The organism is Streptomyces abyssomicinicus, from assembly GCF_008974245.1.
GTDB classification, from domain to species: Bacteria; Actinomycetota; Actinomycetes; order Streptomycetales; family Streptomycetaceae; genus Streptomyces; species Streptomyces abyssomicinicus.
In genome coordinates, this window is the sequence record NZ_BBZI01000008.1 from 686,903 (window position 1) to 710,047 (window position 23,145).

The 23,145-nt window shown below is 73.4% G+C and carries 13 protein-coding genes; 2 read left to right on the forward strand and 11 right to left on the reverse strand.

Annotation, left to right across the window (positions count from 1 at the left end; translation table 11 throughout):
• Positions 1–71 precede the first annotated feature (71 nt).
• The 3 genes from rpmA to galE form a co-directional block, all read right to left on the reverse strand.
• Entirely contained in the window at positions 72–326 is a 255-nt protein-coding gene (gene rpmA, locus GBN72_RS20000) for a 50S ribosomal protein L27 (RefSeq protein WP_108955339.1), read from the reverse strand.
• Between the two features lie 14 nt (positions 327–340).
• The gene (gene rplU / locus GBN72_RS20005; RefSeq protein WP_151773201.1) at positions 341–661 is read right to left on the reverse strand and encodes a 50S ribosomal protein L21; all 321 of its coding nucleotides are present in this window, start codon (positions 659–661) and stop codon (positions 341–343) included.
• Between the two features lie 204 nt (positions 662–865).
• Positions 866–1,837, reverse strand: a complete 972-nt coding sequence (gene galE / locus GBN72_RS20010) for a UDP-glucose 4-epimerase GalE (RefSeq protein ID WP_151773202.1) — start codon at positions 1,835–1,837, stop codon at positions 866–868.
• Positions 1,838–2,195: 358 nt separating this feature from the next.
• On the opposite strand from galE, the gene GBN72_RS20015 reads away from it, so the two are divergent.
• Both GBN72_RS20015 and GBN72_RS20020 read left to right on the forward strand, forming a co-directional pair.
• Positions 2,196–5,081 carry a bifunctional glycosyltransferase/CDP-glycerol:glycerophosphate glycerophosphotransferase gene (locus tag GBN72_RS20015; RefSeq protein WP_151773338.1) on the forward strand — a complete coding sequence of 962 codons (2,886 nt, stop codon included), beginning with the start codon at positions 2,196–2,198 and terminating at the stop codon, positions 5,079–5,081.
• A complete protein-coding gene (locus tag GBN72_RS20020) occupies positions 5,078–6,250 on the forward strand; it encodes a glycosyltransferase family 4 protein (protein ID WP_151773203.1) in 1,173 nt (390 codons plus the stop codon). The genes GBN72_RS20015 and GBN72_RS20020 overlap by 4 nt, the downstream gene beginning before the upstream one ends.
• Positions 6,251–7,413: 1,163 nt before the next feature.
• Here the strand turns inward: GBN72_RS20020 and GBN72_RS20025 are convergent.
• The 8 genes from GBN72_RS20025 to mrdA form a co-directional block, all read right to left on the reverse strand.
• Complete coding sequence (locus GBN72_RS20025; RefSeq protein ID WP_151773204.1) at positions 7,414–11,700, reverse strand: Rne/Rng family ribonuclease; 4,287 nt, start codon at positions 11,698–11,700, stop codon at positions 7,414–7,416.
• A gap of 248 nt (positions 11,701–11,948) precedes the next feature.
• Positions 11,949–12,710, reverse strand: coding sequence for a TIGR03936 family radical SAM-associated protein (locus GBN72_RS20030; RefSeq protein WP_151773205.1), 762 nt, complete (start codon positions 12,708–12,710; stop codon positions 11,949–11,951).
• Between the two features lie 46 nt (positions 12,711–12,756).
• Complete coding sequence (locus GBN72_RS20035) at positions 12,757–13,923, reverse strand: hypothetical protein (RefSeq protein ID WP_151773206.1); 1,167 nt, start codon at positions 13,921–13,923, stop codon at positions 12,757–12,759.
• 119 nt (positions 13,924–14,042) lie between these two features.
• Entirely contained in the window at positions 14,043–15,995 is a 1,953-nt protein-coding gene (locus GBN72_RS20040; protein WP_151773207.1) for a TIGR03960 family B12-binding radical SAM protein, read from the reverse strand.
• A gap of 132 nt (positions 15,996–16,127) precedes the next feature.
• On the reverse strand, positions 16,128–17,639 hold the full coding sequence (locus GBN72_RS20045) for a CYTH and CHAD domain-containing protein (protein WP_151773208.1): 1,512 nt from the start codon (positions 17,637–17,639) through the stop codon (positions 16,128–16,130).
• A gap of 100 nt (positions 17,640–17,739) precedes the next feature.
• Positions 17,740–19,032 carry a phospholipase D-like domain-containing protein gene (locus tag GBN72_RS20050; protein ID WP_151773209.1) on the reverse strand — a complete coding sequence of 431 codons (1,293 nt, stop codon included), beginning with the start codon at positions 19,030–19,032 and terminating at the stop codon, positions 17,740–17,742.
• Between the two features lie 343 nt (positions 19,033–19,375).
• Positions 19,376–20,575 carry a rod shape-determining protein RodA gene (gene rodA, locus GBN72_RS20055; protein WP_151773210.1) on the reverse strand — a complete coding sequence of 400 codons (1,200 nt, stop codon included), beginning with the start codon at positions 20,573–20,575 and terminating at the stop codon, positions 19,376–19,378.
• On the reverse strand, positions 20,572–23,118 hold the full coding sequence (gene mrdA, locus GBN72_RS20060) for a penicillin-binding protein 2 (protein ID WP_151773211.1): 2,547 nt from the start codon (positions 23,116–23,118) through the stop codon (positions 20,572–20,574). The genes rodA and mrdA overlap by 4 nt, the downstream gene beginning before the upstream one ends.
• Between the last annotated feature and the right edge of the window lie 27 nt (positions 23,119–23,145).

Here is a 23,145-nt window from a genome sequence, read left to right on the forward strand (position 1 = left end):
CACGCGAAAGGCGGACCCACTTCCCAGCAGGGAAGTGAGGTCCGCCTCGCGAATGAGTTCGGTCAGCCTGCTCAGGCGACCGGAACGATGTTCACGACCTTGCGGCCACGGTGGGTGCCGAACTGCACCGCACCGGCCTCGAGGGCGAACAGCGTGTCGTCGCCGCCGCGGCCGACGCCCGCACCCGGGTGGAAGTGGGTGCCGCGCTGGCGGACCAGGATCTCACCGGCGTTGACGGTCTGACCGCCGAAGCGCTTCACACCGAGCCGCTGAGCGTTGGAGTCGCGACCGTTCCGGGTGGACGATGCGCCCTTCTTGTGTGCCATGTCTCCTCAGTCCCTTACTTCGCAGCCGCGGGAATCGACGTGACCTTGATCGCCGTGTACTGCTGGCGGTGGCCCTGCCGACGACGGTAGCCCGTCTTGTTCTTGTAGCGCAGAATGTCGATCTTCTGGCCCTTGTGGTGGTCCACGACCTCGGCCTGGACCTTGATGCCGTCCAGGACCCACGGGTCGCTGGTCACGGAGTCGCCGTCGACAACGAGCAGGGTCGAGAGCTCGACCGTGTCGCCAACCTTGGCGGTGGAAATCTTGTCAACCTCGACGATGTCACCGACAGCAACCTTGTGCTGGCGGCCACCGCTGCGCACGATGGCGTACACGCGGATCTCACTCTCTCGCTCGGAAACGGCACCCCCGCAGTCCAGCCTCCCTGTGACAAGGGACCGGCCTCTCCCGGGGCGCGGCACGAAGCCTGCGGCCGGCCGGGAGGAATGAGGTTTACGGGGATGTGGCGTGCCTATGGACACACCGAGGGTCAAGGTTACGGGGACCCGGGCAGGAGGGTCAAACCGGGGCCCGCGGGGTCAGGAGTGGTGGCGCCGCCAGCCCTCCCAGGCCGACCGGATCATGTCGTCCAGGTCGTGGCGCGCGCTCCAGCCCAGCTCCTCCTTGATCCGGTCCGCGGACGCCACCACGCGCGCCGGGTCGCCGGGTCGCCGCGGGGCGACCTCGGGCGCCACGTGTTCGTTGCCGGTGACCTTGAGGATGCGGTCCACCACCTCGCGCACCGAGCTGCCCTCGCCGCGGCCGATGTTGAGGACCAGCGCGGTCCCCTCCCCGGCCTCCGCCAGGCGCCGCGCGGCCGCCAGGTGGGCGGACGCAATGTCCTCGACGTGGATGAAGTCCCGCACGCAGGTGCCGTCGGGGGTGGGGTAGTCGTCGCCGAAGACCAGCGGGGCGGCGCCGGACTCCAGGCGTTCGAAGACCATGGGCACCAGGTTGGTGGCCCCGGCGTCGGCCAGCTCCGGGCCGGCCGCTCCGGCCACGTTGAAGTAGCGCAGGGACGCCGACCGGATGCCGTGGGCCCGGGAGGCGGCGCCGATCAGCCACTCGCCGGCCAGCTTGGTCTCGCCGTAGGGGTTGATGGGGGCACAGGGGGTGTCCTCGGTGACCAGGTCCACGTCCGGCATCCCGTAGACGGCCGCGGAGGAGGAGAAGACGAGGGCTCCGGCGCCGGCGGCCGTCATGGCCTCCAGCAGCGTCTGGAGACCGGTGACGTTCTCCCGGTAGTAGTGGAGCGGCCGCCGCACCGACTCCCCCACCTGCTTCTTGCCGGCGATGTGCACCACGCCCGTGACGCCGTGCTCGCGCATCGTCCGCTCCAGCAGCGGGCCGTCGAGGACGCTGCCGACCACCAGCGGCACGCCGGAGGGCACCCGGTCCGCGCTGCCGGTGGACAGGTCGTCGAACACGACGACGCGCTCCCCGGCCTCGGCCATGACGCGCACCACATGGGCTCCGATGTATCCGGCACCGCCCGTGACCAGCCAGTTCATCTCGTACCTCCCGGGTCGTGGACCGTCCAGACTCCCCCATCGGCCCGGCGGACGCGAACCGGACCCTGGGCTCCGCGGACTCGCGGGCCGCTCGTCCGACAGGTTGAATAGGGGAATGTCCTGATTCTCCCTCGTCGTCCCCGGCCCGCAAGACCTCCCCAGGACATGGTGAGACCGCCCCGTTCCCGCGCTCCGACGGAGGTGCCTGCCGGTGTCCGCCCCGCACGACAGCACAGAGCACGACGGCACGCGGCGCGCGGGCCCCCGGCACGAAGGCCCACGGCGCGGCGAAGGACCACGGCGGGAAGGACCACCGCGCGAAGGACCACGGCCCGAAGGACCACTGCAGGAGCGCGCGCTGCGGGAGGACCCGCGGGGCGGTGCCGCGCCCGACATCAGCGTCGTCGTCATCGTCTACAACGACGAGCGGCGCCTGCCGGCCGCCGTGCGGTCCGTCCTCGGGCAGACGCTGCGCAACGTCGAGGTGGTCATCGCCGACGACCACTCCACCGACGGCTCCTTCGAGGTCGCCCGCCGGCTGGAGGCGGAGTCCGACCGGGTGCGGGCCATCCGGCTGCCGGAGAACAGCGGAGGCTGCGGGGAGCCCCGCAACCAGGGCGTCGCGGTGGCCCGCGGCCGCTACGTGATGTTCCTGGACAGCGACGACACCCTCGAGCCCAACGCCTGCCGGAACATGCTGGAGGCCGCCGAGAGCACCGGCGCCGACCTGGTCTCCGGCCTCTGCCTGCGGGTGCACGTCGACAGCCGGTGGGGCACGACGTCGAAGTGGTACCCGTGGTTGTACCGGCGCACCCGGACCCTCGAGTCGATCGCCGAACTCCCGGACCTGCTGGTCTTCGACACCCTGTCGACCAACAAGTGCTACCGCCGCGCGTGGCTCGTCGAGCGCGGGCTTACCTTCCCCCGCGGCATCCACTACGAGGACCTGCTCTTCTCGGCCCGCGCGTACCTGGCCGCCTCCCGCATCACCCTGATCCCCGACACGGTCTACCACTGGAACGTCGTGCGGAAGGCCGAGGCCAAGTCGATCAGCAACCGGCGGCACGAGATCAACAACTTCGCCGACCGGCTGGAGATCCACCGCCGGATCGACCGCATCCTGGCCGCCGGGGGCCACGACGCGCTGAAACTGCACAAGGACCGCAAGTTCCTCAAGCACGACCTCGTCCTCTACCTGCGCGAGCTCCCCTTCCTCGACGACGACTACCGGCGCCGCTTCGCCGGGATGGCGAACGGCTACCTCCGGGAGTTCCCCGAGGAGGCGTACGAGGAGCTGTCGCCCGTCCACCGGCTGTGCGCCTACCTCCTGCTGCGCGAGGACTGGGAGCACCTCATGCAGGCCGTCGACACCCTGATCAACAAGGACAAGGTGTCCAGTCCGCTGGCCGAGCGGGACGGCCGCGTGTACTGGTGCGAGGAGCACCTCGACGACCCGCTGGGCCGCGCCGTCCTCGACGTCACCGGCCTCGGGTACCACCAGCGGCCGCTCTCCCGGCTCTTCCTGCGCAACGCGGTCACCGGCTACGCCGGGTCGCCCGGGGGCGTCACCCTGTCGGGCGCCGTGGTCAATCCCCTGGGGGCGATCCGCCCCGGCGCCCGGCTCACGGCGGAGCTGGAGTTCAGGGCGCGCCGCCGGAGCCTGCGGTCCTTCCGGTTCCCGGTGCGCACGGTGCGCCACGCGGGACCGTCGGTCGTCTGGGAGGCCACCGTGCCGCTGGCCCGGAAGCTGCGGCCGGTGGGCGTCCTCGACGACGTCTGGGACGTGCGGATGCACCTCACCGTGGACGGCGAGCGCACCACCAGCCGGCTCACCGTCGGCGGGACGGACCTCGAGGGGCCGGGCGCCGACGCGGTCCGGGTGCGGCCGGTACTCAGCCGGCTGGCGGCCGACCGGCTCGAGCCGCGCGCCTCCTCCCACGGCCATCTGGCGTTCCACCTGGTCCAGCGCGGCGCGCTCTCCCGGCGCGCCGTCGGCGTGCTGCGGCACCACCTCGAGAGCCCGCCGACCCGCCTCACCAAGAAGGCCCTGCGCACGGCCCTCGCGCTGCGCAAGGAGCTGGTCTCCGGACGCCGCAAGATCGAGGCGTACCACCGGATGATCCGCCTGCTGCCCGTCCGCAGGGGCACGGTCGTCTTCGAGAGCCACCTCGGCAGGCAGTACAGCGACAGCCCACGAGCCGTCCACGAGGAGCTGCGCCGCCGGAACATCCCCGTGCGGGCCGTCTGGTCGTACGCCGGGGCCGTCCCGACGGGCTTCCCCGAGGACGCCGAGCTGGTGCGCCGCTGGTCCTGGCGGTACATCGCGGAACTGGCGCGGGCGGAGTTCTGGATCGACAACCAGGGGTTCCCGCTGAAGCTGGCGAAGCGCCCGGAGACCACCTACATCCAGACCTGGCACGGCTCCGCGCTGAAGCGGATGGGGTTCGACACGCCGCAGATGCGGGTCCTGCCGGAGCGGGAGCGTCTCGCCTACCAGCGGGCCGTCGACCGCTTCGACCACTTCGTGGTCCGCGGCCGGCACGACGAGCTCACCCTCGCCCGGGCCTACCGGATCCCGCCGGAGAAGCTGCTGCGCACCGGCTACCCGCGCAACGACGCCCTGGTGCGGGCACGGGAGTCGGGTGTGCCCGATCCGGCGGCCGAGGAGCTGGCGGAGCGGCTGGGCGTCCGCCGGGACCTGCCGGTGGTGCTGTACGCGCCCACCTTCCGCGCCCGGGAGGGCGGCGGGGTCGAGGACTTCGCCTTCCCCTTCGACATCGACGAGTTCGCCGGCCGGTTCGGCGACGAGCTCACGCTGCTGGTCCGCACCCACTACCTCAACGGCGTCACGCTGCCCCCGTCGGTGGCCGGCCGCGTGGTCGACGTGAGCGGGGAGCCGGACATCACCCCCGTCCTGCTGCTGGCGGACGTGCTCGTCACCGACTACTCGTCGGTGATGTTCGACTACGCGCTCCTGCAGCGGCCGATGGTGTTCTTCACCTACGACTGGGACGACTACGTCCACAACGGCCGGGGCACCTACTTCGACCTGTCGGAGGAGGCCCCCGGCCCCGTCGTGCACACGGCGGAGGAACTGTTCGAGGCCCTCTCGGACCTGGACCGGCTCGACGGCCACAAGGCGCGGCTGAAGGAGTTCACGACCCGGTACGGCGAGTACGACCAGGGCGACGCCGCCGCGCGGATCGTCGACCGCTTCTTCGGCGCCCGGGGTGGTGACCGGTGACCCGGCCCGACGGCGGCGGCGGCCGTACCGCGCGCGACATCGTCCTCGTGGGAAACGAGGTCGACGAACTGGGCGGCGTGGGCCGCTGGCAGATCCTCATGGCGCGGCTGTTCGCCGCACGCGGTCACCGGGTGACGGTGGTGGGCGTCGCACCGGCCGACTCGCCGTTCGGCCTCGGCGAGGACCCGCCCTTCCGGACCCTCACCCTCCACGACACGCGTCCGGCCGGGCGCCGCCCGGTCCGCGGGCTGCGGGAGCGGGTCGACCCGGTGGCCCGCCACCGGGAGGCGGTGCGCGAACGCGGGAGGCGTGAGGCGGCCGAACGGCTGTCGGCCGTCCTCCGCGCGGCCCGGCCCGGCGCCGTGGTCATCGTCACGCAGGTGTGGGCCATGGAGTGGGTCGCCCTGGCGGACACCGCGGGCCACACCGTGATCGGCATGAGCCACGAGTCGTTCAGGACCTCGCGTGCCTCCTCCCGCTTCGCGCGCGTCAAGCGGTACTACAAGGACGTCGACCGGCTGCTGGTGCTCACCCGTGAGGACGCCGACCTGTGGATCGGGGAGGGCCTCAACCATGTGGGATTCCTGCCGAACCCGGTCCCCCTGGAGCCGGGCGCCCCCTCCCCCCGCACCGCGAAGGTGGTCGCCTGCGTCGGCCGCCTCGGCCACGAGAAGGGCGTCGACCTGCTGCTCGACACCTGGGCCGAGGTCTCCCCACGGCACCCGGGGTGGCTCCTGCGCGTCCACGGCTCCGGGCCGGACGAGGCGGCGCTGCGGCGGCGGTGCACCGAGCTGGGCCTGGACGGCTCGGTGGAGTGGGCGGGACGGACCGAGGACGTCGCGGGCGCGCTGCGCCGGTCGTCGGTGTTCGTGCTGTCCTCCCGCGGCGAGGGGTTCCCGCTGTCCCTGCTGGAGGCGATGTCCTGCGCCGTGCCCTGTGTCGCCTTCGACTGCGCGCCCGGCGTGCGGGAGATCGTCCGTCACGAGGAGGACGGCCTGCTGGCCCGCCCCGGTGACACCGCGGAACTGGCCCGCCACCTCGGCCGCCTGCTGGAGGACGCCGATCTGCGCAACCGGATGGGCGACCGGGCGTACCGCAACGTCCGGCGGTTCGCCCCGGAGACCGTCATCGACCGGTGGGAGAACCTCTTCGCCCTCCTCGACCGCTGACCTCCACCGGCCGGCACCGCCGTCTCCGGACCGGACCCGACTCCGGCCGGGCCCGCGCGCCCCCGGACCTGCGGGACCCGGACGAAACCCGCGCCTCCCCGACCGGGCCCCCGGCCTCCGGACGACCCCGCCCGGACGGCAAGCGGTCCAAGGCGGGCGCGCGACCCCTGCGCTCCACCCCGGCCGCCCACGCCTCGCGGGGTCCCCCGAACCTGCAAGCCCCGGACAAAACCCCGCCTCCCCGACCGGGCCCCCGGCCTCCGGACGACCCCGCCCGGACGGCAAGCGGTCCAAGGCGGGCGGGCAACCCCCGTGCTCCACCCCGGCCGCCCACGCCTCGCGGGGTCCCCCGAACCTGCAAGCCCCGAACGAAACCCCGCCTCCCCGACCGGGCCCCCGGGCTCCGGGCGACCCCGCCCGGACGGCGAGCGGCCCAAGGCGGGCGGGCGACCCTCGCGCTCCACCCCGGCCGCCCACGCCTCGCGGGGTCCGCGACACGGTCAGGTGGCTCGGCGTGCGCCGCGCCCTTCACCCGCTTCGTCCGCCGTCTCCCGGCACACGCCACCTCCCCCGGACCGGGCGCTCGCCTCAGGGACGGCCCTCGCGGCCCCGGGCCGGACCCCCGGGCTCGGCACGGCGGCCCCGCATCCCCGTCCGGCCCCCAGGCTCAGGACGACACCCCGCAGCTCAGGGGCCGGGCGCTCGCCCAGGCGAGCCCTCCTGGCCCCGTACCGAGCATGCCGGGCCCCGGGCTCGGCTCCGCACCCCGCATCCCTGACCGGGCTCGAGGTCAGGACTACACCCCGCGCAGGAGCCCTCGCGGCCCCGGGCCCCTGGGCTCAGGACGGTCCCCGCGGCCCCGGACCGGGCCACAGGCTCCGGGCAGGACCCCCGTTTGCCCCGGACCCGCCCGCGGGGTCCGGACGGGGCTCCTGGGTGGGACGAGCCGCCCCGCACCTGCCCCTTCGGGCGGGACGCGTCACCCGGACCGGACAACGAGCCGGGTGGCCCGCCACCCCGAGACAAGCCCGTGAGCCACACCCTCCCACCCCGGGCGGGGTCCTCTCCCCGGGCGAGGCGCCCGGACGAGAAGGAGCCCGCCGGTTCCGGTCCCCTTCGGGGGGCCGGAACCGGCGGGCTCCTCGGCGGGCGGTGCCGCTCGGTCAGTCCTCCGTGGTGGCGGTGACCGAGGACGGCGCCTGCTGCTCGGCGGCAGCGGTCTTCTTCGCCGTCTTCTTGGCGGCGGCCTTCTTCGTCGTGGCCTTCTTGGCCGTCGACTTGGCAGCCGTCGCCTTCTTGGCGGCGGTCTTCTTCGCCGGGGCCGCCTTCTTGGCCGCCGTCTTCTTGACCGCGGCCTTCTTGGCCGTCTTGCGAGCCGGCTTGGCCTCGACCTGAGCGGCCTCAGCAGGCTCTGCGGCACCGGCGGCCTCGGCGGCCTCCGGGCTGTCCGGGCCGGCGGCCGGCAGGACCACCACGGCGGCCTCGGCCGGGGCCGTCGGCGCCGTCGCCTTGCGGACCGCGCGGCGACGCGGACGCGCCGGGGGCGCGGCCTCGGCCACCGGTTCGGCAGCCGGCTCGGCCACGGGCTCCGCTGCCGGCTCCGCGGCGGCGGGCTCCGTCTCGGCGGCGGGCGCCGGCTCCACCACGGTCACCGCCGCCTCCTCGGCGGCCGCGGGGGCACCGGCGGGCGCCGAGACCCGGCGGGTGGCACGGCGGCGGCCCCGCTTGGGCGCCTCCTCCGCGACCGGCTCGCCCGCCTCGGCGGTCTCGGCGGTCGCGGAGGGGACCACCGGGTCCTCCACGGCGACCGGCTCGGCCTGCGCCTCGGCGACGGACTCCGCCACCACCGGACGCGCGGCCTCCTCGGCGGCCGTCACCTCCTGCGCGGTCGGCGCGGCCTGCTCGGCGGCAGCGGCACGGGCGTCCTCGGCGGCCTGCTCGGCCCGGCGTCGGCTACGCGCCTGCGCCTTGGTCTCCCGCGGCTCCCTGACCTCGAACGCCTCGCCGTCCTCACCGCGCGGCGCACCGGCCGGGGCGGTGGCGCGGCGACCGGTGCGACGGCGTCCACGGCGACCGGCCGCGGCCTCCGCCTCGGCGACGCTGCTGTACAGCTCCTCGTCGGCCGCGAAGTCCGGGGCGGGCAGCGCGATCGGCTCCTCCGTGGACTCCGTGACGGTGGACGCCTCGCGCTCGAGCTCGGCCTCCTCCTCGGCGGACGGCGCCTCGGCGACCAGGGCGGACGGCTCGTGCTCGTGGGGCTGCTCCTGCTGCCCGTCCCGCGCACCGCCGCGCTTCTTCTTCTTGCCACCGCCGCCGGCGAAGGCCGGCTGGTCCAGGTGCACTACCAGACCGCGGCCGTTGCAGTGGACGCAGGTCTCGGAGAAGGACTCCAGCAGGCCCTGGCCGACCCGCTTGCGGGTCATCTGGACCAGGCCGAGCGAGGTGACCTCGGCGACCTGGTGCTTGGTCCGGTCCCGGCCCAGGCACTCCAGCAGACGCCGCAGCACGAGGTCCCGGTTGGACTCCAGCACCATGTCGATGAAGTCGATGACGATGATGCCGCCGAGGTCACGCAGCCGCAGCTGGCGGACGATCTCCTCGGCCGCCTCCAGGTTGTTGCGGGTGACGGTCTCCTCGAGGTTGCCGCCCTGACCGGTGAACTTGCCGGTGTTGACGTCGACGACGATCATCGCCTCGGTCCGGTCGATCACCAGCGAGCCACCGCTGGGCAGCCAGACCTTGCGGTCCAGCGCTTTGGCGAGCTGCTCGTCGATCCGGTACGTGGCGAACACGTCGACCTCGGAGGTCCACCGCTGGAGGCGGTCCGCCAGGTCCGGCGCGACGCCCGCGACGTAGCCGTGGATGGTGCGCCAGGCCTCGTCACCGCTGACGACGACCTTGGTGAAGTCCTCGTTGAAGATGTCGCGGACGACCCGGACCGTCATGTCCGGCTCACCGTAGAGCAGCGTCGGCGCGTTGCCCTTCTTCGCCTTCTGCTGGATCTCCTCCCACTGCGCCTGCAGACGCTCGACGTCGCGGCGCAGCTCGTCCTCGCTGGCGCCCTCGGCGGCGGTGCGCACGATGACGCCGGCGTCCTCGGGAACGATCTTCTTGAGGATGGTCTTCAGCCGGGCGCGCTCGGTGTCGGGCAGCTTGCGGCTGATGCCGGTCATCGACCCCTCGGGGACGTAGACCAGGTAGCGGCCGGGCAGCGAGACCTGGCTGGTCAGGCGGGCGCCCTTGTGGCCGATCGGGTCCTTGGTGACCTGGACCAGGACGGACTGGCCGGACTTCAGCGCGGTCTCGATGCGGCGCGGCCCGTGGGCCATGCCGAGCGCCTCGAAGTTGACCTCGCCGGCGTAGAGCACCGCGTTGCGGCCCTTGCCGATGTCGATGAAGGCGGCCTCCATCGACGGCAGGACGTTCTGCACCTTGCCGAGGTAGACGTTGCCGACGTAGGAGGTCGACTGCTCCTTGTTGACGTAGTGCTCGACGAGGATGTTGTCCTCGAGCACGCCGATCTGGGTGCGGTCGCCGTGCTGGCGGACCACCATCACGCGCTCGACGGCCTCACGGCGGGCCAGGAACTCGGCCTCGGTGATGATCGGCACGCGGCGGCGGCCCTGCTCGCGGCCCTCGCGGCGGCGCTGCTTCTTGGCCTCCAGACGGGTGGAGCCCTTGATGGACTGCACCTCGTCGGCGGCGTCGCCGGAGCGCTCCTCCTTCTTGCGGGGCTCGCGGACCTTGACGACGGTGCGCTCCGGGTCGTCCTGCGACGACTCGGCCTCGCCGGCCGTGTCACCGGCGCGGCGACGGCGACGACGGCGACGGCGGGAGCTGCTGGAGCCGCCGGACTGCTCGCGGCCCTCCTCGGCCTCGCGCGCGTCCTCGTCGGTGTCCTCGGCCTCCTCGGCGTCGGAGACGTCCTCGGCGATCTGCTCCGCGGTGTCCTCGGCGTCCTGCTCCGCCTGCTCGGCGGCGGTCTCCTCGGCCTCTGCCTCATCGGCGGACTCGACGTCGCCGGCCTCGCCGCGACGGCGACGGCGGCCGCCCCTGCGGCGACGACGGCGGGAGCCGGTCTCCTCGAAGTCGCCCTGGTCGGCGCGGTCGCCCTGGTCCGCCTCGTCGGCGGCCTCGTCGGCGGCCTCGGCCTCGGGCTCCGCGGCCCGCGCCTGCTCGGTCACCGCGGGAGCGTTCTCCTCACCACCGCGGCGGCGGCGGTTGCGGCGACGGGGACCGGTCTGCTCCTCGTCCTCCTCCACGGCGGCGGGCGCCTCCGGCTCGGTGACCCGGGCGGCCTCCTGCGCGGCCTCGTAGGCGGCGCGCTCGGGCGTCTGGAACATCGGCTCGGTGAAGACCGGGGCCTGGAACACCGGGGCCGCGGCACGGCCCGGGCGGCGCGGGGCCTCGGCCTCGGCGGCGCGCGGCGAGGTGAAACCGCCGGCGGGGCGGCGCACGGCGCGGCGGCGCGGACGACGGCCCTCGGCCTCGCCCTCGGCCACCGGCTCCGCGGCGGCCTTGGACTCGGCGGCCTTCGTCTCGGCGGCCTCGCTCTCGGCGGCGGCCGCCTCGGCGCGCTGCGCCTCGGCGCGGGCCAGGTCCTCGGCGGACGGGGCGGCGGCCGGGCGGGTGGCACGGCGGCGGGTACGGCGCGGCGCGGCGGAGGGTTCCTCCACGGCGGCGGCCTCCGCGGCCTGGTCGGCCTCGGCGGCCGGCTTCGAGGCGGCGGGCGCCTCGGGGGCGGCGGTCTCGGGGGCCGTGACCACCTCGGCGGCCTCGGGCGCGCCGGCGGGGGCAGAGGCGCGGCGGACGGCACGGCGGCGGCGCGGGGCCGGGGCGGCCTCCTCCACGGCGGGCGCCTCGTCCTCGGTGACGGCCTCGGGCTCGACCTCGGCCTCGGCCTCGGCAGGGGCCTCCTCGACGGCGGCGTCCTCCTCCTTCGCCGCGGCGGCCTGCGCCTCGGCGGCGGCCTGCTCGGCGGCGGTGGGCGCGGCGGCCGGGCGGACGGCACGGCGGCGGGTACGGCGCGGCGCGGCGGGGGCCTCGTCGGCGGCAGGCACGTCGGCCTCGGCCGTGGCAGGGGTTCCGGCGGCCGGGGTCTCGGCGGCGGGGGCTTCGGCGGCCGGGGTCCCGGCGGCCTCGGGCGCGCCGGCGGGGGCCGAGGCGCGGCGGACGGCACGGCGGCGGCGCGGGGCCGGGGCGGCCTCCTCCACGGCGGGCGTCCCGGCCTCGGCGGCGGGCGCCGGGGCGGACCCCTCGGCCGCGGCCGGGGTGTCGGCGGTGGTGGTGTCGGTGGTGGTGTCGGCGGCGGCCCCGGTGGCTTCCGCGGCTCCGGCGGGCGGTCCCGCCGGCCGGGACGCGGCCCTGCGCCGACGACGCGGCGGCAGGGTGTCGCTGGGGCTGTCGTTCTGGTCGGAACCCTCGTTGGTGGGTTCGGTCGGTCCGAGCATGCGGGCGTATCTCCCGTCAGGCTCCCGGGCGCCGCGCCTGGTCCGGCGGGTGCCGGTGACGTCCGCGGCTCGCGCTGTGCGCGTCGCCGCCGTCCGGGGCGAGGGCGCCGCACGGGAGCACTACTAGTCCTGTCTCGCCGGTTCCGTACGCCGTGTTGCGTACGGCCTGGCGAAAGTCTTGTGGTGTCGTGCGCGCTGCCCGGCCCAGGTGGCTCCCGAGTTCCAGGGCGGCGCTACGGCGTTCGTCCCTACGCGGGACCTTCCGGCGCCGGCGCCTGCGCGGCGGCAGAGGAATCTGCCTCGCGGTCGGGCGCGAGCGGGTCGGTCACCGTGCCGGTCTCTTCGTCGAAGAGCCCCTGCGCCAGCCTGGTCACCGCTGCGGGGACCGGCGGCGCCAGGTCAGCCACCACACGGAGGCCGGACAGGACGTCGTCGGGTCGCACGGCAGGCGTCACGTGCCGAACAACCAGGCGCAGTATCGCACAGGGGTGGTCACCGGGCCCATCTTCGCCACCGGCTGCCCGGGCTTCCAGGCTGACGACGGCGCTGCGGGCGTCGAAGGTGCGGACACCGTTCTTGGTCATGCGTTGTACTTCGACGGTCTCGGCCTTCTCGAAGGCCTCGACCGCGCGGGCCGCGTCCTCGGGGGCCACGCCGTCCAGGCGGAGCTCCCACACGGACGCCGTGAGCCGGTCGGCGAGGCCGGACGTGCGGGCCTGCACCGCGTCGATCACGTCGAGCCCGTCGGGCAGCGACTCGTCGAGCAGCTCACGCAGCTTCTGCGGGTCACGCGACTCGGTGAGCGCGATCTCCAGGTACTCCGCCTCACTGCCCGTGCCGGTGGGTGCGGCATTGGCGTACGACACCTTCGGATGCGGCGTGAACCCCGCCGAGTAGGCCATGGGTACGTCGGCGCGGCGCAGCGCGCGCTCGAAGGCGCGCTGGAAGTCGCGGTGGCTGGTGAACCGGAGGCGGCCGCGCTTGGTGTAACGCAGTCGGATGCGCTGCACCGCGGGTGCCGGCGGCGGGCCTTCGGGCTGTCGCTTGCCCAGTGCTCTAATCCTTCGTGAGTGCGGTCGTACTGCTACCAAGAGTACGCGCTTCCGGGCCCGTGGGTTCCCGCCGGTCCTCGACGGCCGGCCGGGCCAGGCCCTCGCGGGGGCTCCCGAAGAGGGCGGTCCGCACCTCCCGGCGTACCTCACGGACCGTCACGCGGGCGGTGACCAGCGCGTTCCCGAGCGCACGGCCGGCCTCACGCGCCGCACGGCCCAGCGGGCGCAGCAGCACGTCACGGACGAGGCGTCCGGCCGGTGCGAACACCGCCCGCCAGGCCCATCGGACCGGCTCGACGAAGATCCACCGCAGCAGCGTCGCCAGGCCCCGTCCGACGGCGAGGGAGATCCGTCCGGCGATCCGCCAGGCGTGTCCGAGCGCGTCCGCCACCTCGCGCAGGACCACGGCGAGCACCCGGCCCACGGCGGTGAGCGGCGCCACCACCAGATGTCGCAGCAGCCAGGCCGCCCCCGCGACGACGCCCCTCACGACCCAGGCGGTCAGGTGGCCCAGCGGAGTGAGCACCCACCGGTACAGCGCGACCGCCGGGACGAAGAGCAGCCACCGCGCCAGCCAGGCGACCGCCGTGCCCAGGGCGACGCCGACGGCGCGCACCCCGGCCCACACCATGCGCCCCAGCCACGACACCCCGCGCCCCAGCCACCGGGCGCCGCGTCCCAGCGGGGCGAGCACGGAGCGGTACAGCCATCGCAGGCCGTCCAGGCACCGGTGGCCGAGCCACCGCAGGGCGTGCCCCATCGGCGTAAGCACCCAGCGGTACAGCGCGACGGCCGGCGCCGCCACCAGCCACCGCAGGAGCCACCCCACCACGGCGGCGATCCCCCGCGCGGTCCCCCGCACCAGCCACCACACGCCGCGCGCCGTCAGGGCGAGGCCGCGGCCGAGCGGCGCGAGCACCCAGCGGTACAGCGCCCGTGCCGGCGTCAGCACCAGCACGCGGCCCAGCCAGGCGGCGGCCCGCACGGAGCCGCGCCACACCGGGCCCAGGACCGAGGCCCAGGCGAGGCGCCCGGCCGCCGCGACCAGGTCCCACAGCATCCGCAGCGGCAGCACCACGACCAGCGCGACGACACGCACCGGTATCCGCACCGCCACGACCAGGCAGCCCTCGTCCCGGCGCTCCGGGACGCGTTCCGTCTTCGTCTCCACGTCCTCTGAGACGCGCGCGGGGCGCCGGAGGATGCGGACGGTGACGAAACCGGTACGCACGACGCCGCCGCCGGTTCCGTGCGGGAACCGGCGGCGGCGCCGGGCGGACGTGCGGGGGGTCAGTGGCTGTGACCGCCCGGGGCGCCGGCGGGCTGCTTGACCGACAGCGGGAGCAGCTTCTTGCCGGTGGGGCCGATCTGGATGGAGGTGTCCATCGCGGGGCAGACGCCGCAGTCGAAGCAGGGCGTCCAGCGGCAGTCCTCGACCTCGGTCTCGTCGAGGGCGTCCTGCCAGTCCTCCCAGAGCCAGTCCTTGTCGAGACCGGAGTCCAGGTGGTCCCAGGGCAGGACCTCCTCGTAGGAGCGCTCGCGGGTGGTGTACCAGTCGACGTCCACGCCGTGCGGGGCGAGGGCCTTGTCGGCGCAGGCCATCCAGCGGTCGTAGGAGAAGTGCTCGCGCCAGCCGTCGAAGCGGCCGCCGTCCTCGTAGACGGCGCGGATGACGTCGCCGATGCGGCGGTCGCCGCGGGAGAGCAGTCCCTCGACGATGCCGGGCTTGCCGTCGTGGTAGCGGAAGCCGATGGAGCGGCCGTACTTCTTGTCGCCGCGGATCTTGTCGCGCAGCTTCTCCAGGCGGGCGTCGGTCTCCTCCGCGGAGAGCTGCGGGGCCCACTGGAACGGCGTGTGCGGCTTGGGCACGAAGCCGCCGATGGAGACCGTGCAGCGGATGTCGTTGGAGCCGGAGACCTCGCGGCCCTTGGCGATCACCCGGGTCGCCATGTCGGCGATCTGCAGCACGTCGTCGTCGGTCTCGGTGGGCAGGCCGCACATGAAGTACAGCTTCACCTGGCGCCAGCCGTTGCCGTACGCGGTGGAGACGGTGCGGATGAGGTCGTCCTCGGAGACCATCTTGTTGATGACCTTGCGGATGCGCTCGCTGCCGCCCTCGGGGGCGAAGGTGAGGCCGGAGCGGCGGCCGTTGCGGGTCAGCTCGTTGGCCAGGTCGATGTTGAAGGCGTCGACGCGGGTGGAGGGCAGCGAGAGGCCGATCTTGTCCTCGGTGTACCGGTCGGCGAGGCCCTTGGCGATGTCGCCGATCTCGGAGTGGTCGGCGGAGGAGAGCGAGAGCAGGCCGACCTCCTCGAAGCCGGTCGCCTTGAGGCCCTTCTCGACCATCTCGCCGATGCCGGTGATGGAGCGCTCGCGCACCGGGCGGGTGATCATGCCGGCCTGGCAGAAGCGGCAGCCGCGGGTGCAGCCGCGGAAGATCTCCACCGACATCCGCTCGTGCACCGTCTCGGCGAGCGGGACCAGCGGCTGCTTGGGGTAGGGCCACTCGTCCAGGTCCATCACGGTGTGCTTGGACACCCGCCACGGCACGCCGGAGCGGTTGGGGACGACGCGGGCGATCCGGCCGTCGGGCAGGTACTCGACGTCGTAGAAGCGCGGGATGTAGACGGCGCCGGTCTTCGCCAGGCGCAGCAGCACCTCGTCGCGGCCACCGGGGCGGCCCTCGGCCTTCCAGGCGCGGACGATCTCCGTCATGTCGAGCACGGCCTGCTCGCCGTCGCCGACGATCGCGGCGTCGATGAAGTCGGCGATCGGCTCGGGATTGAACGCGGCGTGGCCGCCGGCCAGGACGATCGGGTCGTCGAGGCCGCGGTCCTTGGACTCCAGCGGGACGCCGGCCAGGTCGAGCGCGGTCAGCATGTTGGTGTAGCCGAGCTCGGTGGAGAAGGAGAGGCCGAACACGTCGAACGCGCCGAGCGGGCGGTGGCTGTCGACGGTGAACTGCGGGACGCCGTGCTCCCGCATCAGCGCCTCCATGTCGGGCCAGACGCTGTAGGTGCGCTCGGCGAGGACGCCCTCACACTCGTTCAGAACCTCGTACAGGATCTGCACGCCCTGGTTGGGCAGACCGACCTCGTACGCGTCCGGGTACATGAGCGCCCAGCGGACGTCGCACGAGTCCCAGGGCTTGACGGTGGAGTTGAGCTCGCCGCCCACGTACTGGATCGGCTTCTGCACATGCGGGAGCAGAGCTTCGAGCTGCGGGAAGACCGATTCGGACATCCTTGAACCTTCATGAGCGGATCGGGGATCCTCCCCTGCCGCCGGCCTGCCGGCGACCGGCCGTCCACCGGGCGCGGACGGCTTCGGGGGAGGGTGACTCTCAAGCGTACCCGCAGTCGGTCGCCCCTCCGTTCACCCCTTCGGACGAAGCCGGGGGCCGACGTCCGCCCACCGGGCGGGCAGCGCCGTCTCGGTCAGGGCGGCCGCCTTCTCCTCCCGCCCGTAGAGCACGCCCCAGGTGAACTGGGACTCCCCGGCCTTTCCGGCGTCCTGGGCCAGGGAGCGCAGGGCCTGGCGGGCCATGACGCTGTCCTGGTGCTCGCCGAGCGGGCGCTGGAGGGACTTGGCGTCGTCGGCCAGCCGCCGGGCCTTCTTCCCGAGGGCGGGGCGGGCGGCCTCGGCGGCGTACCGGGTGCGCTTGGCCTTCTTGCGCGCCTCGTGCAGGGCGGTGTCGCGCTCGGGGCCGGACTCGAGCGCGATCGCCCGCTCGACCCGGCGGGCCAGCCTGTCCGACTCCTTCCTCAGCGCCTTGGCCAGTGCCTTCTCCGGCTTCCGGCGTGCGGCCTTGCGCAGCGGCGGGTCGGCGAGGACGGCGTCGAGGGTGTTCAGCAGGTCGAGGTAGCGGCGGCTGTCCAGGGCGGCGGCGACGCGGGGCCGGGTCCGTCCGCGGCGGGTGCCGGACCACAGGCTCAGCCGGTCGCGGACCGGGCCGGCGACCAGGGGTGCGGGCAGGGCGTCCAAGGCGCCGTCGAGGCGCTCGTCGAGGACCTCCTGGTCGCGGTCGACGCCGAGCTCACGGGTGAGCCACTGCAGTTCGGCGGCGAGCGGGGCGACGGCCTCGCGGTCCAGCAGCGGGCGGTAGGCGCGCAGGGCGGAGCGCATGCGGCGGGTGGCGACGCGCATGTCGTGCACGGCCTCGGGCAGGTCGCGGCGGACGGCCGGGTCCAGGGCGACCAGCCGGTCCCGCTGGTCGCGGAGGTAGGCGAGGACGTGGTCCCCGGCCGTGACGGGCTTCTTCCGGCGGGGCGCCGGCCCGCCGGAGCCGTCGGGCTCCGTCTCGGCCAGGGCGCGGGCCAGCTTGGACGGGGCGTCGGAGCGGTGGACGCCGGCCCGGCGGAAGCGCTTCTCCACCAGGTCGAGGAGGGCGGGGTCGGCGCCCTCGGCGAGCTCCACCTCGATCTCCGTCCACTGGGCCTCACCGCGGCCGCCGGCCAGGCGTTCGGCGTGGACGGAGTCGGCGCTCGCCTCGGCGAGCAGCCGGCCCCGCGCGTCCCTCAGCTCACGCACGTCCCGCACCGAACGGAGCCGGACCACGGGGACGACCTCTGCGCCACGGGTACGGGAGCGGATCAGCCGGAGCAGTTCGGCCGGCGGCTCGTCGGTGAGCGGGGCGGCGATCTCGTCGCGGGCGTCCGGGCCGACGGGGAGCTTGAGGTGCCAGCCGGGGGTCGAGCCGCCGGTGCGGCGGCGCAGGGTGACGGAGGAGGCGGCGAGGCGGAGGTCGGGCGTGTCGTGGTAGACGGCGTCCAGCTCCATCACGCCCTGGTCCACGACGGCGGCGATGCCGCCCACGTTCGTCAGGTCCGGCAGCCCGCTGTCCCGGGACTCGAATTTCCGCTCGATCTCACGTGTGGTGTCCGCCATACGCCCGAGGCTAACCGGGCCGCTCCCCCGCTGCCGGTGATTCGGCCGTGGGGTCGGCGTGCTCGGGCCCGGCCGTGGCGCGGCCGGACCCGAGCGGCGGTCAAGCCTCGGGCGTGGTCTTCACACCCTTGCACTCGGGGGTGCTGTCCGCCGTGCCGGGCTTGGCCGCGCTGCGCGCGGCGGTGAAGCGGCCGAGGTAGGCGGCGTACGCGTCCGCGTCGTCCACCTTGAGGAGCGCCTCGTCGTTCTTGGTCAGCGCGGGACCGGTGTAGTTGTGGCTGCCGGTCCACATCACCTTGCGCCCGGTCCTGTCGGAGTACATGCCCTCGATGAGCAGGAACTTCGAGTGGATGATCTGGCGGGGGGTGGCGTCCGAGCCGGCCGTCGCCTCGTCGCCGTCGTCGTCCCAGCTGAAGCACCGCAGCGTGGGGCCACCGGTCGCGTGCAGCGCCTCCCAGGTGCCGGCCGAGCCGGTGGATTCCACGCTGTCCATCTCGGTGTACACGATGTCCACCACGCAGCCCGCCTTCTTCATGGCGACCAGCTTGGTGGCGACCGCCTGCCGGGTGAACTTGTACATGCCCACCCGGATCGTGGAGTGCTTGGTGGTGCCGTTCTCGGTGTACGTGCAGGTGACGTTGTCGAGGACGCCGGTGACCGTGTCACCGGGGCGGGCGTCGTCGGCCGGGCGCGGGAAGAAGTAGTACGCGTAGGGCGAGTAGGGGGTGGGCGTGAGGTAGTTCCACGTCGCCGGGTCCTGCGCCACCAGCTTGCCGAAGTACTGGCTGTAGGCGAGGTACACGCCGCGGTCGTTGCCGATGACCATGGCGTCGTTCCAGTACCTCGAGTAGCTGGACGGGCTGAGGTTGGACGACGACTGGACGACCGCCGAGTAGCCGCCGCTGCCGTCGGAGTCGTAGATCAGGAACTTGTTGTGATTGATCGACGGGACCACGGTGGAGTTGCAGGAACGGCCCTCGCCGCACAGCGCGACGAACGACTTCGCCGAGGTGTTGTCCCCCAGTTCCTCCAACAGCAGCGGGTACGTGCGGCCGTCGTCGTGCACCGACGTGATCTCGCTGCTGTCCATCACTATCTGGACGTTGACGCCCCGCGCGTGCGCGTCGACGAACGCCTGCGCCAGTTCCTCGTCCCAGAAGTGGTAGATGGCCAGCTTCAGGTATCCGCCCGGCTGGGCGCCCTCTATGAGGTTGAGGAACTGGGTCCGTATCGCGGTCCGCTCGGCGGCGGTGCCCGAGGGCGTGTTGAAGACCGGGCCCGTGGTGACGGCCTGGGCCGGCGCCGGCGCCGTCACGTGCAGCGCGGAGGCCACCAGGGTGGCGGACAGGGCCGTGACGACGCGTCGGGGCCGGGGGGATCGGGCTGAGTTCATGGGTGCTCCCCAGTTCGCGGAGTCCCTTTCGAGCTGTGGGCAACACAAGTGACCGATGTCGCTTCACAAGAGCCAAGCTCCCATTTACCGGCCTCGTCGGCATGTCGACCGACATGCCCATGACGTCATGAGGCGCACGGTTGGAGAGGCCCGGTGGCCCTCTTCTCCCTCACGGTCCATGAGCCACCGCTCGGTGAACCGACCTTCGCACACCCCGCGGATGAGGACGGTCCGGCTGCACCGCGATCGAACTGATGCCCCAGGGAACGCATGAGATCCGACCGGTCCGCCGAAGCCGTCCCAGGCGCCGCGGACCGGTCAGGGAGTCACGTCCGCCGGTCGGTCACGCCGACACCGGCCGCTGGAGCCGGATGGACTGGAGGAGTCCGATGGCGATCCAGACCGCGAACATGGACGAGCCGCCGTAGGAGACGAACGGCAGCGGCAGGCCCGCCACCGGCATGATGCCGAGCGCCATCCCGATGTTCTCGAACGCCTGGAACGCGAACCAGGCGATGATCCCCGCGGCGACGATCGTGCCGTACAGCTCGGTCGTCTCGCGCGCGATCCGGCAGGCGCGCCACAGGATCACGCCGAGCAGCAGCAGTATGGCCGCGCCGCCCACGAAGCCGAGTTCCTCGCCGGCCACGGTGAAGACGAAGTCGGTCTGCTGCTCCGGCACGAACTGGCCGGTGGTCTGGGAGCCCTGGAAGAGTCCCGCGCCGGTGAGGCCGCCGGAGCCGATGGCGATGCGGGCCTGGTTGGTGTTGTAGCCGACGCCCGCCGGGTCCAGTTCGGGGTTGGCGAAGGCGGCGAAGCGGTTGATCTGGTACTCGTCCAGCACGCCGAGCTGCCAGACCGCGATCGCCCCGACGGCACCCGCGCCGATCAGCCCGAGCACCCACCTGTTGGACGCCCCGGAGGCCAACAGCACGCCCAGCACGATGATGACCATGACCATGACCGACCCGAGGTCGGGCATCAGCATCACGATCAGCATGGGCAGCACCGCCAGGCCGAGCGCCTGGAGCACCGTGCGGTGGTCGGGGTGCTCGCGGTCGCCGGCGTCGACCCGGGCGGCGAGCAGCATCGCCATCCCGAGGATGATGGTGACCTTGACGAACTCGGACGGCTGGAGCGAGAAACCGCCGCCGATCTTGATCCAGGCATGGGCGCCGTTGATGGTGGCGCCCAGCGGTGTGAGCACCAGCAGGATCAGCACCACCGACAACCCGTACAGGACCGGCACCGCGCCGCGCAGGGTGCGGTGGCCGAGCCAGACCACGCCGATCATCAGCGCGATGCCGATGCCGGTGTTCATCAGGTGCCGGATGAGGAAGTAGTGGGGCTCGCCCTGGTTGAGCTCGGTCCGGTTGCGGGTGGCCGAGTAGACGAGCACCGTGCCGATCAGCGACAGCGCGAGGGCCGACAGCAGGATCGGCCAGTCCAGCCGCCGGGCCGCGGAGTCACGGGCGACCAGGCGGGCCCAGGTGGACCGTTCGGGACCGTACCCGGAGACGGAGAAGCCGTTCACGCCGCTCATGAGGACCTGCTTCCCGGCCGGCCGTGGCGGCGTCCGGCGCCCTGGTTCCGTCCGGTCCGGGCGGCCCGGGCCGCGGTCCGTTCGGCGCGGGCGGCACCGGCAGCACCGTCGGCACAGTCGGCCCGTTCCCCGCGGGCGGACCGGGCGGACCGGGCGCACCCGGCCGTACGGGCCCGCGCCCCGGTTCCGGGCGGCGGCCCTCCCGCCCGCCGCCGCGCCCGGCGGCGGGTCGCCCGGTTGCCGGCGGCGGCCCGGTCGACCGTGCCGGCGGGCTGCTCCGGCGGCGCGCCGTCGTCGGGGCCGGTGGCCGCGCCGTCGTCGGGCTCAGTGGCCCCGCCGTCCGGCGGGGCCTGGCCCGGGTCGCCTCCCGCGACGCCGGCCTGCCCGCCCGTGACGCCTGCCTCGGCGGCTGCCTCGGCGGCCTCCTTCAGCGCCTTCATCGGGTCCTCGTCGATCTTCGGGCTGTCCACGGTGCCGTCGGGGCGGATCTTCGGAAGCTTCTTCTGCGGCTCGGGCAGCAGCGCCTTCTTCCTGTCGATCGAGCCGTCCGGCTGGACGCCGTACATCGCGTCGTAGATCTTGCGCACGGCCGGGCCGGAGGCGCCGGAGCCCGTACCACCCTGGGAGATCGTCATGACGACCGCGTAGTCCTTGGTGTACGTGGCGAACCAGGAGGTGGTCTGCTTGCCGTAGACCTCCGCGGTACCGGTCTTGGCGTGCATCGGGATCTTGTCCTGCGGCCAGCCGCCGAACCGCCAGGCCGCGGTACCCCGGGTGGCCACGCCCTCGAGGGCCGCGTCCATCTCCTTGAGGGTCGCCTTGCCGACCGGGAGCTTGCCGTTGCGCTTCGGCTCGATCTCCTCGACCGTCTTGCCGTCCGGGCTGATCACGGCCTTGCCGACGGTGGGGGCGTACATGGTGCCGCCGTTGGAGATGGCGCCGTAGATGGCCGCCATCTGGATCGGCGTCACCAGTGTGTCGCCCTGCCCGATGGAGTAGTTGACCGAGTCACCGGCGCGCAGCTCGTTGCCGCCGTGGCAGTTCTCCCACTCGATCTGCTCGACGTAGCCGCCGTCCTTCTTGCCGTGCTTGCACCAGTAGTCCTTGTTGGCCTCCCAGTAGTCCTGCTTCCACTCGCGGTCCGGGATGCGGCCCGAGACCTCGTTGGGCAGGTCGATACCGGTCTCCTTGCCGAGGCCGAACTGGTGGGCGGCCTCGTAGAAGTAGTCGTTGGTCTTCTTCTTCGGCTTGGTGCCGCCGTCCTTCTTCCACTCCTCGTGCGCGAGGCGGTAGTAGACGGTGTCGCAGGAGACCTCGAGCGCCCGGCCCAGGTTGATCATGCCGTGGTTGGCGGACTCGAAGTTCTTGAAGACCTGGCCGCCGATGGAGTAGTCGCTGGAGCACTGGTAGTTGCCGTTGAACGGGTACCCGGCCTTCACGGCGCCCGCGGTGGTGACCACCTTGAAGATGGAGCCGGGGGCCGCCTGGCCCTGGATGGCGCGGTTGAGCAGCGGGTAGTTCGACTTCTTGCCGGTCATCTTGGCGTAGTCCTTGGCGGAGATGCCGCCGACCCAGGCGTTGGGGTCGTAGGCCGGGTTGGAGGCCATGGCGACCACCCGGCCGGTCCTGGCCTCCATGACGACGACGGCTCCGGCGTCGGCCTTGTACTTCTCGTTGGTGTTGCGGTCCCACTCCTGGCGGGCCACCTTCATGGCCTCCTCCAGTTCGTACTCCGCGACCCGCTGCACCCGGGCGTCGATGCTGGTGACCAGGTGGGAACCGGGCACGCCGGCGTCCGCCTCGGCCTCGCCGAGCACCCGGCCGAGCTTGTCCACCTCGTACCGGGTGACGCCGGCCTTGCCTCGCAGCTCCTTGTCGTACTGGCGCTCCAGGCCGGAGCGCCCGATCTGGTCGGAGCGCAGATAGGGCGAGTCGGTGTCCTGGGCCTTCTGGATCTCCTCGTCGGTGACGGGCGACAGGTAGCCGAGGACCTGGGCGGTGTTGGCGCCGCCGGGGCCCGGGTAGCGGCGGACCGAGGCGGGTTCGGCGATGATGCCGGGGAAGTCCTCGGACCGCTCGCGGATCTGGAGCGCCTGACGGGCCGTCGCCTCGTCGGTGATGGGGATCGGCTGGTAGGGCGAACCGTTCCAGCAGGGCTGGGGGGTCTCGGAGTCGCACAGCCGGACCTTCTCCGTGACCTCCTTCGGCTTCATGCCGAGGACGCCGGCGAGCTTGGTGAGGACGGCCTCGCCGTCGTCGTCCATCTTCATCAGCTCGGTCCGGGAGGCGGAGACGACCAGCCGGTTCTCGTTGTCGGCGATGGGCACGCCGCGGGCGTCAAGGATCTCGCCGCGGGTGGCCGGCTGGACGACCTGCTGGACGTGGTTCCCGCTGGCCTCGGCCGCGTACTCGGCGCCGTTGCGCACCTGGAGGTACCACAGGCGGCCGCCGAGGGTGGCGAGCAGGGAGAGGACCAGGATCTGCAGGACGACCAGGCGGATCTGGACACGGGGGCTGCGGCCCGTCTCAGGGATGTTGCTCATCGGCGCAGCTCATTCGTCGAGGGGTGG

Bases quoted from the DNA above. Each gene is read 5' to 3' on its own strand.
- rpmA (WP_108955339.1), bottom strand. From the start codon at position 326: ATGGCACACAAGAAGGGCGCATCGTCCACCCGGAACGGTCGCGACTCC.
- galE (WP_151773202.1), bottom strand. From the start codon at position 1,837: ATGAACTGGCTGGTCACGGGCGGTGCCGGATACATCGGAGCCCATGTG.
- GBN72_RS20025 (WP_151773204.1), bottom strand. From the start codon at position 11,700: ATGCTCGGACCGACCGAACCCACCAACGAGGGTTCCGACCAGAACGAC.
- GBN72_RS20040 (WP_151773207.1), bottom strand. From the start codon at position 15,995: ATGTCCGAATCGGTCTTCCCGCAGCTCGAAGCTCTGCTCCCGCATGTG.
- GBN72_RS20045 (WP_151773208.1), bottom strand. From the start codon at position 17,639: ATGGCGGACACCACACGTGAGATCGAGCGGAAATTCGAGTCCCGGGAC.
- GBN72_RS20050 (WP_151773209.1), bottom strand. From the start codon at position 19,032: ATGAACTCAGCCCGATCCCCCCGGCCCCGACGCGTCGTCACGGCCCTG.
- rodA (WP_151773210.1), bottom strand. From the start codon at position 20,575: ATGAGCGGCGTGAACGGCTTCTCCGTCTCCGGGTACGGTCCCGAACGG.
- mrdA (WP_151773211.1), bottom strand. From the start codon at position 23,118: ATGAGCAACATCCCTGAGACGGGCCGCAGCCCCCGTGTCCAGATCCGC.